Here is a 14,357-nt window from a genome sequence, read left to right as displayed (position 1 = left end):
CTGCCCCGCGACCCGGGCGGACGACGGGAATCTGACGACAGGACCTAGGCATCCTCTTCAGTTCAGCAGCCACCGGGCCGGTACGGCGAGACGTCCGTGCCGCGCCCCCTCGTTCTGCTCTGCGCGCCGTCCGGCGCCCCCACACCAAAAGGTCTGCATCCCGTGCCTCTCCATGCCCCCATACGCCCGCTGCGTCGCCTGCGCGGCTCCGTCGTCGCGGCTGCCTGCGCCACGCTGCTCGGCACCGCCGGCTCCCTTCCCGCCGCCCACGCGGCCGACCGGCACCCTCTCGTGGGATCCCGGCCCGCATACGCGACGCGGACCGCCGACACCGGCCCCGTCCCCGCCGGTAGTCACGTCAGCGCGCGTCTCTACCTCAACTCCCGTGACCCGCAAGGGCTCGCGGCGCTCCTGCGCGACATCAGCGACCCCCGCAGCCCGCACTACCGGCACTACCTCACCCCGGCGGAATACCAACGGCACTTCGGCCCGACGGACCGTCAGATCCGGACCCTCACGGCATGGCTGGGCGGGTCCGGATTCACCGTCACCGGCCGAACCTCCCACTATCTGGGGATCGAGGGGCCCGCCCGCGCCGTCCGGCAGGCCTTCGGCACGAGCCTGCACGGCTATCGCACCGGCCGCGGCACGAGCGACGCCCCCGCCGGCGACCTGAGTGTGCCCGCCTCCCTCGGCGCCACCGTGCTCGGCGTGTCCGGCCTGTCCACCCCCGCAGCGGCCCACCCCCTGTCGACCCCCGCGCCGGCTCTCGACGTACCCGCCGACGACGCCGTCTGCTCCGGTCACTTCGGGGAGAAGCCCGCCACAGGTCTACCCAAGGCGTACGGCAGGACCGCCACGTACGCACCGTGCCCCTACACCCCCGCCCAGCTCCGCCACGCCTACGGCACGGGCGCCAAGGGTGCCACCGGGCGCGGCTCCACCATCGCCGTCGTGGACGCCTACGGATCACCCGACATGCTCGCCGACGCCGACCGCTACGCCCGGGCCACCGGCGATCACGCCTTCCGGCCGGGCCAGTACCGCCGGCACGTCACTCCCGGCGACTGGCACATCGACGACGCGTGCGCGTCCCCGCGTACCTGGGCCGGCGAACAGGCTCTCGACATCGACCTCGCCCACGGCCTCGCCCCGGACGCGAACGTCCTCTACGTCGGTGCGAACTCCTGCCTCGACAACGACCTGATGGACGCCGAGTCGTACATCATCGACGGCCGCCGGGCGGACGTCATCTCCAACTCCTGGGCCGAGATCATCCACTCCAGTCCCGGGCACCTCACCCCCACCCTCATAGCCGCCTGGAACCTGCTGTTCGAGCAGGCCGCCGCCGAGGGCATCGGCGTCTACTTCGCCGCGGGGGACTGCGGCGACTCCTCGCCCGAGGCCGCCCAGACCGGCGTCAACTGCGATCCGAAGACCACCCGGGCCCAGGCCGACTTCCCCAGCGGCTCCCCGTGGGTCACCTCGGTCGGCGGCACCACCCTCGCCCTCGACCGGCACGGCGACTACGCCTGGGAGACCAGCATGGGTGACGGGCTGTCCGTTCTCACCGACAAAGGCAAGGCGTGGGGGCCCGTCCCCGGTGTCTTCGCCTTCGGCGGCGGAGGGGGTGCGAGCGACTTCCCGCAGCCCTGGTACCAGCGCGGCAGCGTCCCCGGCGGCACCGCACACCGCACGACGCCCGACGTGGCGCTCGAAGGCGACGGGGCACTGCCCGTCCTCGTCGGACTCACGGACGCCGGGGCCTACCACCTCGTCGGATTCGGCGGCACGTCCGCGGCCGCGCCCGCCTTCGCCGCCGTGCAGGCCGACGCGCAACAAGCCTCCGGACACCGGCTCGGCTTCGCCAACCCGCTCCTGTACGCCCTTGCCCGGACCCGCGCCCACGTCTTCCACGACGTCACCGACCGGCCCGCGAACGCCGGCGCGCAACCTCTCACCGTGGTACGCGACGAGGGCCCCGCCGTCGACACGTCCACGGGCGCACAGCGCTATCTCCTCTACACCCTCGGCCACGACTTTGGACTCCAGGCCCGCCGCGGCTACGACGACGCCACCGGTCTCGGCTCCCCCGACACCGGCTACCTGCGCTGGTTCCAGCACACCAAGGGCACGCTGAAGTGACCGTCGACGCCTTCGTCGTGGGAGCGGGGCCCAACGGCCTCGCCGGCGCCGTCACGCTCGCCCAGGCGGGCCTCTCCGTGACCGTCCTGGAGGCCGCGGCCACCATCGGCGGCGGCACCCGCAGCGGCGAGGTCACCGTGCCCGGCCTGCTCCACGACCACTGCGCAGCGGTGCATCCCATGGCCGTCGCATCGCCCTACCTGCGCACCCTCGGCCTGGACCGCCACGGACTGCGCTGGGAGTACGCCGAGACCGACCTCGCCCACCCCCTCGATGGCGGTCGGGCGGCCGTACTCCAGCGCGACCTGGACGCGACCGTACGCGGCCTCGGCGCCGACGGCCCGGCTTGGCGTCGGCTGTTCGCGCCCCTGACCGCGCACTACGACGCCCTGAGCGAAGACCTCATGCGCCCCTTGGCGGCGCTGCCCCGCCACCCCGTCCGCACGGGAGCGTTCGGGCTGCTGGCGGCCCAACCGGCGCAGTGGACCCTGCGCCGATGGCGCGGGCAATCGGCCCGGGCCCTGTTCGCGGGGGTCGCCGCCCATGCGCTGAGCCCACTCACCGGCCCGGGCAGCTCCGCCATCGGACTCATGCTCACCGCCGCCGCGCACCGCCATGGCTGGCCCGTCGCCCGCGGGGGTTCGGGGGCCATCGCCGATGCGCTCGCCGCTCGTCTCGTCGAACTCGGCGGCACCATCGAAACGGGCACCCCCGTGCGTTCCCTGCGGGACCTTCCCCCCGCCCGCACGGTCCTGCTCGACCTGGCTCCCCGCGAGGCGGCGAGGGTGTGCGGTCCGCGTCTTCCCGCCCGCGTCCGGCGCGCGTACACCCGCTACCGGCACGGGCCCGCCGCGTACAAGGTCGACCTGGCGGTGGAGGGAGGCGTTCCCTGGCGTGCCGAGGTGTGCCGCACGGCGGGCACCGTTCACCTCGGCGGAACCGCGGAGGAGATCGCGGAGGCCGAACAGGCGGTCTCCCTCGGTCGGATGCCCCGGAATCCCTTCGTACTGGTCGCCCAGCAGTACCTCGCCGACCCCGGGCGCTCGGCCGGCGACGTCCACCCCGTCTGGGCGTACGCACACGTCCCGCACGGCTACGACGGGGACGCGACGGCCACCGTCCTGGAGCGCATCGAGCAGTACGCCCCCGGACTGCGCGACCGCGTCATCGGCCTGACCGCCCGCTCCCCGGCCGCGCTCGAGGCGTACAACCCCAACTACGTCGGCGGGGACATCCTCAACGGCGCCAACTCCCTCGCCTCTCTCGCGTTTCGCCCGCGCCTGGCACCTGATCCATACGCCACGGGAATCCCCGGCGTCTATCTCTGCTCGGCGGCGACGCCGCCGGGGGCGGGCGTACACGGCATGTGCGGGCACAACGCCGCGAGATCGGCGCTACGGAAACTCGGACTGACCGTGGCCGTCTGAGCTGCCTGGCGGCGGACCGATCCGTGTGGACGAAGAGCTCGCCAGACCGCACCCCCGGGCTTCCCCGATCATCCTTCATTTCACCGTTCCAGCAGGTCAGACCCGGTGACGTTGGCGGGGGCTCGTGGAATCATTCACGGGGCTTACCGGTTCTTCCGTTCCCATCACGTTCCCAACGGCCGTCCGTCAGCAGCATCCTGACCTGGAAACAGAGGCTGCTCGGGCTGATCTGCGGGACCAGCCCGTACAGAACGGCGAGCAGTACCACCCGCAGGTCTTCTCCGACCGCTGGGACCGTCTGGTGGGACAGTCTGGCCTGCCGCCGGTCCGGTTGCATGACGGGCGACACGGCGCCGGCTCGCAGACGAGGAAGCGAAGGACCGTCCGGACTCAGCCGAGCAGGAGGCGGAAGAGGACGACGACGAAGGCGAACCGGCGGCGGCGTAGCGCCCCGGGAACGGTCCGGCTGCGGCTCCGTTCCCATCCGGCCATAGTTGGGGCCTGTCAGGGCAGTGGTGTAGACCGTGAGTCGATCAAGGAAAAGCAAAAGCCCCAGTTCACGGCGAGTGAGAATCCTGGGGCTTCTACAGAGCCGCCTTCGGGATTCGAACCCGAGACCTACGCATTACGAGTGCGTTGCTCTGGCCATCTGAGCTAAGGCGGCGCGCTGTCCACACTATGGTGCGATCAGCAACGTCGGTAAGTCTACACAGTTCCCGGGGGTGCTCCGTACACGCCCCGGGAGGACCGGTTCCGGGGCGTGTGGGAGGGCTATGCGCAGCGCTTTCCCTTTGCGGGAGGGGTGCCCTGGAGGAGGTAGCGGTCGATCGTGGAGTCGATGCAGACGCTCCCGCGGCCGTACGCGGTGTGTCCGTCGCCGACGTAGGTGAGGAGGACACCGGAGGAGAGCTGGGAGGCGAGGGACTCGGCCCAGGCGTAGGGGGTGGCCGGGTCCCGGGTGGTGCCGACCACGAGGATCGGGCCCGCGCCCTTCGCCTCGATGCGGTGCGGCTCGCCGGTGGGCCGCACGGGCCAGTACGCGCAGTTCAGAGAGGCCCAGGCCAGACCGTCACCGAAGACGGGGGACGCCTTCTCGAAGGCGGGGAGGTCCTTCTCCACCTGCTCGGGCGTGGAGAAGGCGGCCGGGAGGTCGAGGCAGTTCACAGCCGCGTTGGCGAACATGAGGTTCGCGTACTTGCCGTCGGCGTCGCGCTCGTAATAGCTGTCGGAGAGGGCGAGCAGGCCCGCGCCGTCCTTGTCCTTCATCGCCGCGGTGAGCGCCTGGCGCAGCTGCGGCCACGCCGCCTGGTCGTACATCGCCGCGATCACACCCGTGGTCGCGAGCGCCTCGCCGAGCTTGCGGCCGCCCGCGTCGCCTGTCGGGATCGGCTTCGCGTCGAGCTGCTTGAAGAAGGCGCTGAGGTTCTTGCCGACCTGGTCCGGGCTCGTGCCCGGGCCGCCCAGCGGGCAGTCGCTCTGGCGCACGCAGTCCTTCGCGAAGGACTGGAACGCCGTCTCGAAGCCCGCCGTCTGGTCCCGGTTGAGCTTGCGTGCGGACAGGGACGGGTCCATCGCGCCGTCCAGGACCATGCGGCCCACCCGGTCCGGGAACAGGCCCGCGTACGTCGCCCCGAGGAGCGTCCCGTACGACGCCCCCACGTAGTTCAGCTTCTGGTCGCCCAGGACCGCGCGCAGGATGTCCATGTCCCGGGCCGCCTCGACCGTGGAGACGTGCCGCAGCAGGTTCGGCGAGTGCCGGCCGCAGCCCTCGGCGAACTTCTTGTACGCGTCGACCAGTTCACCCGTTTCCTTCTTGTCGTCGGGGGTGACGTCCGTCTCCGTGTACGTGTCCATCTGGGGGCCGGTGAGGCACTCGACGGGCTCGCTGCGAGCCACCCCGCGCGGGTCGACCGCGACCATGTCGTAGCGGGCGCGGACCTCCGCGGGGTAGCCGATCCCCGCGTACGACTGCAGGTAGCCCACCGCCGAGCCGCCCGGTCCGCCCGGGTTGACCAGCAGCGAGCCGATGCGCTTGCCGGGGCCGGTGGCCTTCTTGCGGGCCACGGCCAGTTTGACGTCGCCCGAGGCCGGTTTCGCGTAGTCGAGCGGCGCCTTCATCGTGGCGCACTCGAAGCCGGAGGCGCCGCAGCTGCGCCAGGTCAGCTTCTGGTCGTAGTACGACGACAGCGTGGAGGGTGTGGCGCGGGGCAGCGCCGCCAGCACCGCGTCCGCCGACGTCGTGGCCGTCCTGGTCGAACTCCCCGTGGAGCAGGCGGAGACGAGCAGCGTGGTGGCGGCGAGCAGCACGCCGCCCGCACGGACGGTGCGCATCGCGCGGATCGCACCGCGGGGTCGGTTCGGCCGACGGGACCGGGGCGGCCGAGGGGTGCGCCTGAAGTACCTGGAGTACATCTCGCGAGCGTAACCCTGCGCGACGCCGTGATCACCAACAGTCGTCCATGTGCCTCGTACGAGTGATGTCGTCAACACGGCGACTCAACTCCTGCTCCCCACACCTCGCCTCAGCTCCTCACTCCGGCTCCTCGGCACGGCCCCGGGCCCCGGCTGCCGGCCGGTCGCGGTCACCGTCGGCCGCTCTCCGGTCGCTGTTGGCTCCGGGGCCTCGGCTCGACCATGCCTCGAGCCTCTCGGCTCAGCCCGCCCGCAGCGCCATCGTCATCGCCTCCACCGCCAGCAGCGGGGCCACATTGCGGTCCAGCGCCTCACGGCACGCGGCGATCGCGTCGATCCGGCGGAGGGTCGCCTCCGGCGAGCTGCCGCGGGCGAGGCGCTCGAGTACATCCTCGGCCTCCGTGTTGGCGAGGGCCACCCGGGAGCCGAGCTGGAGGGCGAGGACGTCGCGGTAGAAGCCGGTGAGGTCGATGAGGGCCAGGTCCAGGCTGTCGCGCTGCGTACGCGTTCTCCGGCGCTTCTGCCGGTCCTCCAGCTCCTTCATGACGCCCGCGGTGCCACGCGGCATACGGCCGCCCTGCGACGCGCCGAGGGCCGCCTTCAGGTCTTCGGTCTCCTTGACGTCGACTTCCTCGGCGAGCTGCTTCGCGTCCTCCGAGGCCGTGTCGATCAGCTCCTGGGCCGCCCTGAGACAGCCGCCGATGTCGTCGACCCGCAGCGGGAGCTTGAGGACGGCGGCCCGGCGCTCACGGGCACGCTGGTCCGTGGCGAGACGGCGGGCGCGCCCGATGTGCCCCTGTGTCGCGCGGGCGGCGGCCGCCGCGACAGCGGGCTCGATGCCGTCACGGCGGACGAGGATGTCGGCGACCGCGTCCACCGGCGGGGTGCGCAGGGTGAGCAGGCGGCAGCGGGAGCGAATGGTGGGCAGCACGTCCTCGATGGAGGGCGCGCAGAGCAGCCAGACCGTACGCGGGGCCGGTTCCTCGACGGCCTTCAGAATGACGTTGCCCGCGCCCTCCGTGAGGCGGTCCGCGTCCTCCAGGACGATGACCTGCCAGCGGCCGGTCGCCGGGGACAGCTGGGCGCGGCGGACCAGATCGCGGGTCTCCTTCACACCGATGGAGAGGAGGTCGGTGCGGATGATCTGCACATCGGCGTGCGTCCCGATCAGGCTGGTGTGGCAACCGTCACAGAAACCGCAGCCGGGGACTCCGCCCAGCGCGCGGTCGGGGCTCACGCACTGGAGCGCCGCCGCGAAGGCCCGCGCCGCGGTGGAACGCCCGGAGCCGGGCGGGCCGGTGAACAGCCAGGCGTGCGTCATCTTGGACGCCTCGGGGAGCGGGGTGTCCGCGGCGACCGCCGAGACGAGGGCGTCGGCGTCACGAGCGGCGGCGGCGAGCTGCTCGCTCACCTTGTCCTGGCCCACCAGGTCGTCCCATACCGGCACGGGGCACCGCCCTTTCGTCGCACTTTGCCTTGCCGCGTCCATTGTGCGGGTCGCCACTGACAACGGGCCCCCGGACCTCAGCGACGGCGGCGACCGCCCCGTCCCTCGCGCCCGTCGTCCTGCTCGTCGTCGTCACGCGGGCCCAGCAGTTCGTCCGCCAGGGTCGGCAGATCGTCGAGCGGGGTCTCCTCCGCCCAGTCGGAACGGGGGCGGCGACGCGGTGCGCCCTCGGCATTGACCTGGGGCAGCTCGCGCGTACGGTCACCGGCCCTCTCGGGCCGGGGCTCGGCCCGCTCGTCCCGGAAGAAGCCCGGAGGCACCCGGTTCGCGGGATCACCCGCACCGGCATCCGGAGCGGCACCCGCGCCCCCGTCGCGTACCGGAGGAAGCACCGCCGTCTCGTCGGCCGCGCCCGGTGCCACCGGCGGCAGCACGGCGGTCTCGTCCGCGGCCCCCGGCACCACCGGCGGGAGCACGGCCGTCTTCTCGGCCGCTTCCTCGGGCACGGGCGGCTTCGGCAGCTTGGCCGTCTCCTCCGAGTCGGAGCGGGAACCCTGGCGGCTCTCTCCGGAGCGCACGGGCCGCAGCACCGTCGTCTCGTCCGCCGAGCCACCCGAGGTGCTCGGGGGCGTCACGACAGGCGTGGGCACCGTCGTCTCGTTGTCGGCCACGGGACCCGTGGCCGCCGGCTCAGCAGAACCCGCAGGCGCCGGACCGGAAGCAGGAGCCGACGGAGCCGATGAAGCGGAAGCCGCGGTCGAAGCAGAAGCGGAAGTGGAAGCGGAAGCAGACGTCGAAGCCGCCGTGGCTGCGGCCGCCGCCGCTGCCGCCGTCTCCGTCGCGGCCCGTCGCGCCTCCTCCGCCCGCAGCAACGCCTCCTCGGCCTTACGCTGCTTCTCCAGACGGCGCTCCTCGGCCTCGGCCCGCAGCCGTGCCTGCTCCTCGGCCAGCCTGCGCAGCCGGTCCTGCTCGGCGGCCTGGGCCTGCTCCTGGGCCAGCAGCCGCGCCCGCTCCTCCTCGGCCCGGCGGCGGGCCTCCTCGGCGCGCTGTCGGGCCTCCTCCGCCTGGCGCTCCGCCTCGCGCCGCTGCGCCTCCTCCAGCTCACGCTGCTTGCGCTCCTCTTCCTCCGCACGCAGCCGGGCGAGCTGTTCCTGGCGCTCGCGCTCCAGTCGCTCCTCCTCGGCCTTGCGGGCGGCCTCTTCCTCGGCCTTGCGCCGGGCCTCCTCCTCGGCCGCCTTGCGTGCCTCCTCCTGAGCCTTCACCTCGGCCTCGGAGAGGGGCAGCATCACGTCGAGCCGGTGCCGGAGGACGGTGGTGACCGCCTCGGGCTCCTGGGCGGCGTCGACGACCAGGTACCGGCCCGGGTCGGCGGCGGCCAGCGTCAGGAAACCGGACCGCACGCGCGTGTGGAACTCGACCGGCTCCGACTCCAGCCGGTCGGGCGCCTCCGTGAAGCGTTCACGAGCCGCCTCCGGAGAGACGTCGAGCAGCACCGTCAGATGCGGCACCAGTCCATTGGTCGCCCATCGGTTGATGCGGGCGATCTCGGTCGGGGACAGGTCCCGGCCGGCCCCCTGGTAGGCCACCGACGAGTCGATGTAGCGGTCGGAGATGACGACGGCACCCCGCTCCAGCGCGGGCCGCACCACCGTGTCCACGTGCTCGGCGCGGTCGGCGGCGTACAGCAGCGCCTCCGCGCGGTGCGACAGGCCCGCCGACGACACGTCCAGCAGGATCGACCGCAGCCGCTTGCCGACCGGCGTCGCGCCCGGCTCGCGGGTCACCACGACCTCGTGACCCTTGGCGCGGATCCACTCCGCGAGCGCTTCCGCCTGCGTCGACTTCCCGGCCCCGTCGCCGCCCTCCAGGGCGATGAAGAACCCGTTCGCGGTGGATTTCTGCACCGGGTCGTCGCCGCCGCGCAGCGCGTCCAGCAGGTCGTGCCGCAGCGGCACTCCGGAGCGGTCGTCGACCTTGGCGAGCACCAGGGCGGCGACCGGCAGCAGCAGGGCGCCCACCAGCATCAGTGTGAAGGCGGCGCCTCCGTGCGCGAACACGAACTTGCCGTTCTCGAGTCGGTGCGGGCCGATCGCCGCGGCCACCACGGGCGCCAGCAGGGCGCCGAGCGCCACGGAGACCCGTACGACCGCGTGCAGGTGTTCCGTCGTACGCGCCCGCCGGTACTCCTCGGTCTCCTGGTCGAGCAGCGCGTGCCCGGTGTTCGCGGCGACGCCCGCGCCGATGCCCGCGAGGCCGGCGATCAGCAGCACCGTGGTGACGTCCGGGACCAGACCGGCGGCCAGCAGCGCGATCCCGGTGAAGGCGATCGCCAGCGAGAGCAGCCTGCGCCGCGACAGCGGCGGCAGCACGGAGGGGGCCGTCCGGATGCCGATGACGACACCCCCGGTCAGCGCCAGCACCAGCAGGCCGTACGTGACCGGTCCGCCGCCCATGTCCTTGGCCTGCAGCACGGAGACGGCGACAGCGGCCGCGATCGCCGCGGCGACGGCCGCGCAGGCGAGCACCAGGAGCGGGATCGCGCCGGTACGGCCGTTGTCGACGCCTGTGCCCGTCCTGGGGCGGCGCAGGCCCTCCAGGGGCGAGCGCGCACGCGGGGTGCGGGTGTCGGGCAGTTCGAGGGACGTGAGCACGGAGAGCGAGGCGGCGAACAGTCCGGCGGCGACGTACGAGGCGAGCGCCCCCTGGTGCTGGTCGAACCAGGCGATCCCGGCACCCAGCAGATTGCTGACGAGTGACACCACCACGAGCGTGGCGGCCGCGATCGGCACCGCCGCGAAGGCCGTACGCAGTGACAGGCGCCGCAGGGCGTCCAGGTGGTCCGGCAGCGGACGTACGGTGGCGCCCTCCAGCGGCGGCGCGGGCAGCAGCGCGGGCGCCGCGCTCTCCCGGCACACCGTCCAGAAGCGCTCGGCGACGCCGGTCACGAAGGCGAGGACGAGGAGTGCGGCGAGTGCGTTGTCCGGGGTCCAGTCGATCCACAGGGGAGCGATGAGCATGAGCACGGCGCGCAGTCCGTCGGCTCCGACCATGGTCCAGCGCCGATCGAGCGGCCCCTCCTGGGACGTCAGCGAGGTGAGCGGCCCGAGGAGTACGGCTCCGAAGAGCAGCGTGGCCAGGACGCGTGCCCCGAAGACGGCCGCCACGGCGAGGGCGACCCCGCGGTAGCCACCGCCGAAGGAACCCTCCGCGATCGCCGCCTGAAGGACGAGGATGACCAGCACGAGCAGGGCCAGGGCGTCACCGACACCGCCCACCAGGTGGGCGCTCCACAACCGTTTCAGCTGAGGTCGGCGCAGCAGCGCGCGGACGGCGCGCTCGCGGGAATCCGCGACCAGGGCGTCGTCGGGGGCCGGAGTGTGGGCCGTTGGCTGCTCGGCTCGCGTCATTCTGCAAGCCTATCCGGCCCCACTGACTGCCCGTACGGGTGCCCGAACATGTGGACGCCCCCACACCGAAAGGTGTAGAGGCGTCCACATCTGAATCTGTCTGACAGAGGCCGCGGCCCGAGAGAGACCGCGAGACCTGACGGCGGGCGCGAGACCTGACGGGGCCTCGAGCCCGGACCTCAGTTCTCCGAAGCCGCCGTCTTCTTGGCAACGGCCTTCTTGGCCGGAGCCTTCTTGGCAGCCGTCTTCGAAGTCGTCGTCTTCTTTGCGGCTGTCTTCTTGGCAGGGGCCTTCTTGGCCGGAGCCTTCTTGGCGGCCGCCTTCTTCGCGGTCTTCTTGGCGGGAGCCTTGGCGCGCTTCTCCGCCAGCAGCTCGTAGCCGCGCTCCGGAGTGATCTCTTCGACGCTGTCGGCGGAGCGCAGGGTCGCGTTGGTCTCGCCGTCGGTCACGTACGGCCCGAAACGGCCGTCCTTGACCACGACGGGCTTCCCGCTGATCGGGTCCTCGCCCAGCTCCTTGAGCGGCGGCTTGGCGGCCGCACGCCCGCGCTGCTTGGGCTGGGAGTAGATCTCCAGCGCCTCTTCGAGGGTGATGGTGAAGAGCTGGTCCTCGGACTGCAGGGAGCGCGAGTCCGTGCCCTTCTTCAGGTACGGCCCGTAGCGCCCGTTCTGCGCGGTGATCTCCACCCCCTCGGCGTCCTTGCCGACGACGCGCGGCAGGGACATCAGTTTGAGGGCGTCGTCGAGCGTCACCGTGTCGAGCGACATCGACTTGAAGAGGGAGGCGGTACGCGGCTTGACGGCGTTCTTGCCGGTCTTCGGGGTGCCCTCGGGGAGCACCTCGGTGACGTACGGGCCGTAGCGGCCGTCCCTGGCGATGATCTGGTGGCCCGACTCCGGGTCCGTACCGAGCTCGAAGTCGCCGCTCGGCTTGGCGAGCAGCTCCTCGGCGAGCTCGATGCTCAGCTCGTCCGGGGCCAGGTCCTCGGGCACGTCCGCGCGCTGGTGGTGCTCGGAGTCCTTCTCACCGCGCTCGATGTACGGACCGTAGCGGCCCACACGCAGCATGATGCCGTCGCCGACCGGGAAGGACGACACCTCGCGGGCGTCGATGGCGCCCAGGTCGGTGACGAGCTCCTTGAGGCCGCCCAGGTGGTCCCCGTCGCCGTTGCCGGCCTCGGCGGCGCCCGCGGCGTCGCCCTCACCGAAGTAGAACCGCTTGAGCCACGGCACGGCCTGCGCCTCGCCCCGCGCGATGCGGTCGAGGTCGTCCTCCATCTTGGCCGTGAAGTCGTAGTCGACGAGCCGCCCGAAGTGCTTCTCCAGGAGGTTGACCACGGCGAAGGACAGGAAGGACGGCACGAGTGCCGTGCCCTTCTTGAACACGTATCCGCGGTCGAGGATCGTGCCGATGATCGACGCGTACGTCGACGGGCGGCCGATCTCGCGCTCTTCGAGCTCCTTGACCAGCGACGCCTCGGTGTAGCGGGCCGGGGGCTTGGTGGCGTGCCCGTCGACCGTGATCTCCTCGGCGGACAGCGGGTCGCCCTCGTTGACCTGCGGAAGACGGCGCTCACGGTCGTCGAGCTCGGCGTTCGGGTCGTCCGCGCCCTCGACGTACGCCTTCAGGAAGCCGTGGAACGTGATCGTCTTGCCGGACGCGCTGAACTCGGCGTCGCGGCCGTCGGAGGCCGTGCCCGCGATCTTCACGGTGACGGAGTTACCGACCGCGTCCTTCATCTGGGAGGCGACGGTCCGCTTCCAGATCAGCTCGTACAGCTTGAACTGGTCGCCGCTCAGGCCCGTCTCGGCCGGGGTGCGGAAACGATCACCCGAGGGACGGATCGCCTCGTGCGCCTCCTGCGCGTTCTTGACCTTCCCGGCGTACGTCCGCGGCTGGGCCGGCAGGTAGTCGGCGCCGTAGAGCTGCGTGACCTGGGCTCGGGCGGCGGAGATCGCCGTTTCCGAAAGGGTCGTGGAGTCCGTACGCATGTACGTGATGAAGCCGTTCTCGTACAGCTTCTGGGCCACCTGCATGGTGGCCTTCGCGCCGAAGCCGAGCTTGCGCGAAGCCTCCTGCTGGAGGGTCGTCGTGCGGAACGGCGCGTACGGCGAGCGGCGGTACGGCTTGGACTCGACCGAGCGGACCGCGAAGTTCGTGTCCTGGAGGGCGGCGGCGAGCGCACGGGCGTTCGTCTCGTCCAGGTGGAGCGTGTTCGCGCCCTTGATCTGCCCCAGCGAGTCGAAGTCGCGACCCTGGGCGATGCGCTTTCCGTCGACCGCGGTCAGACGGGCGACCAGGTTGGACGGGTCGCTGGCGTCACCGGCGCGGCCGGTGCCGAAGGTGCCGGTCAGGTCCCAGTACTCGGCGGAGCGGAAGGCGATGCGCTCGCGCTCCCGCTCGACGACGAGCCGGGTCGCCACGGACTGCACGCGGCCGGCCGACAGCCGCGGCATGACCTTCTTCCACAGAACCGGCGAGACCTCGTAGCCGTAGAGGCGGTCGAGGATGCGGCGGGTCTCCTGGGCGTCGACCAGCTTCTGGTTGAGCTCGCGCGGGTTGGCGACGGCGGCCTGGATCGCGGCCTTGGTGATCTCGTGGAAGACCATCCGCTTGACCGGGACCTTGGGCTTGAGCACTTCCTGGAGGTGCCACGCGATGGCCTCGCCCTCGCGGTCCTCATCGGTGGCGAGGTAGAGCTCGTCGGAGTCGCGCAGCAGGTCCTTGAGCTTCTTGACCTGGGCCTTCTTGTCGGCGTTGACCACATAGATGGGCTGGAAGTCGTGCTCGACGTCCACGCCGAGGCGGCGCACCTCGCCGGTGTACTCCTCCGGCACCTCCGCGGCGCCGTTGGGGAGGTCGCGGATGTGCCCGACGCTCGCTTCGACGACATAGCCGGGGCCGAGATAGCCCTTGATCGTCTTCGCCTTGGCAGGCGACTCGACGATGACGAGTCGGCGGCCGCCGTGTGCGGTGTCGCTGGTCGGGGACAACTTCGCTCTTCTCTCCGGTCGACGCAGGGGGTCTCCCCAGGCCTTGGTCCCGGGGGTCGGGTCATGCTGACGCTGCGGAGTGTGACGGTACATCCCGCCCCCGTGTCAAACGGGGAAAGCCCGCAACGGCCACTCGAACGGTAACCCGACTACCGCCATTCCTGCCGCCCGGAGTGTCCAGCAGCCCTTTCGGGCCTATCCGGAGCGTGACCTCTCAGTTACTGCGGAGCCGCCTCTCACGCGCGCGTAAAACACCACATCCCGAGCGCCAGGGCGCCGGCTCCGGCGACGCCGGCGAGCGTCGCCGATGCGACGCGGTTCACACCGACGGCGACGGGCTCACCCTGTCGCACCCGCACCGCGGTCCAGACCAGCAGTCCGCCTCCGAACAGGGCGAACACCGTCCCCACGAAGATCGCCGGTCCGCTTTCCATTGATATGTCCTTCCACCCCGGAGCCCCAGGGTGGGGAGGTTGCCACTCCCCGGAAGCCGACGTGCGAACCTGCGGTGAACGCCGGGAAGACG

7 protein-coding genes and 1 tRNA gene are annotated in these 14,357 nt (G+C 71.9%); 2 read left to right on the top strand and 6 right to left on the bottom strand.

Annotated features, from left to right (window positions below; all coding sequences use genetic code 11):
* Positions 1-162 precede the first annotated feature (162 nt).
* Both FNV62_RS28545 and FNV62_RS28540 read left to right on the top strand, forming a co-directional pair.
* Positions 163-2,145 carry a protease pro-enzyme activation domain-containing protein gene (locus FNV62_RS28545; protein WP_164331778.1) on the top strand — a complete coding sequence of 661 codons (1,983 nt, stop codon included), beginning with the start codon at positions 163-165 and terminating at the stop codon, positions 2,143-2,145.
* Positions 2,142-3,572, top strand: coding sequence for a phytoene desaturase family protein (locus tag FNV62_RS28540; RefSeq protein ID WP_143627559.1), 1,431 nt, complete (start codon positions 2,142-2,144; stop codon positions 3,570-3,572). The genes FNV62_RS28545 and FNV62_RS28540 overlap by 4 nt, the downstream gene beginning before the upstream one ends.
* Positions 3,573-4,162: 590 nt before the next feature.
* Here the strand turns inward: FNV62_RS28540 and FNV62_RS28535 are convergent.
* From FNV62_RS28535 to FNV62_RS28510, 6 genes are all read right to left on the bottom strand, one after another.
* Positions 4,163-4,236, bottom strand: a tRNA-Thr gene (locus FNV62_RS28535).
* A gap of 107 nt (positions 4,237-4,343) precedes the next feature.
* Complete coding sequence (locus FNV62_RS28530; protein WP_097285655.1) at positions 4,344-5,903, bottom strand: alpha/beta hydrolase; 1,560 nt, start codon at positions 5,901-5,903, stop codon at positions 4,344-4,346.
* Positions 5,904-6,225: 322 nt separating this feature from the next.
* Complete coding sequence (locus FNV62_RS28525) at positions 6,226-7,431, bottom strand: DNA polymerase III subunit delta' (protein WP_143627530.1); 1,206 nt, start codon at positions 7,429-7,431, stop codon at positions 6,226-6,228.
* Between the two features lie 77 nt (positions 7,432-7,508).
* On the bottom strand, positions 7,509-10,838 hold the full coding sequence (gene tmk, locus FNV62_RS28520; RefSeq protein WP_143627528.1) for a dTMP kinase: 3,330 nt from the start codon (positions 10,836-10,838) through the stop codon (positions 7,509-7,511).
* A gap of 179 nt (positions 10,839-11,017) precedes the next feature.
* Positions 11,018-13,831, bottom strand: coding sequence for a type I DNA topoisomerase (topA, locus tag FNV62_RS28515; RefSeq protein ID WP_143627526.1), 2,814 nt, complete (start codon positions 13,829-13,831; stop codon positions 11,018-11,020).
* 236 nt (positions 13,832-14,067) lie between these two features.
* Complete coding sequence (locus FNV62_RS28510; RefSeq protein WP_054237424.1) at positions 14,068-14,265, bottom strand: hypothetical protein; 198 nt, start codon at positions 14,263-14,265, stop codon at positions 14,068-14,070.
* Between the last annotated feature and the right edge of the window lie 92 nt (positions 14,266-14,357).

Source organism: Streptomyces sp. RLB3-17, assembly GCF_007113425.2.
GTDB classification, from domain to species: Bacteria; Actinomycetota; Actinomycetes; order Streptomycetales; family Streptomycetaceae; genus Streptomyces; species Streptomyces mirabilis_D.
This window is presented reverse-complemented; position numbering and strand designations above follow the sequence as displayed.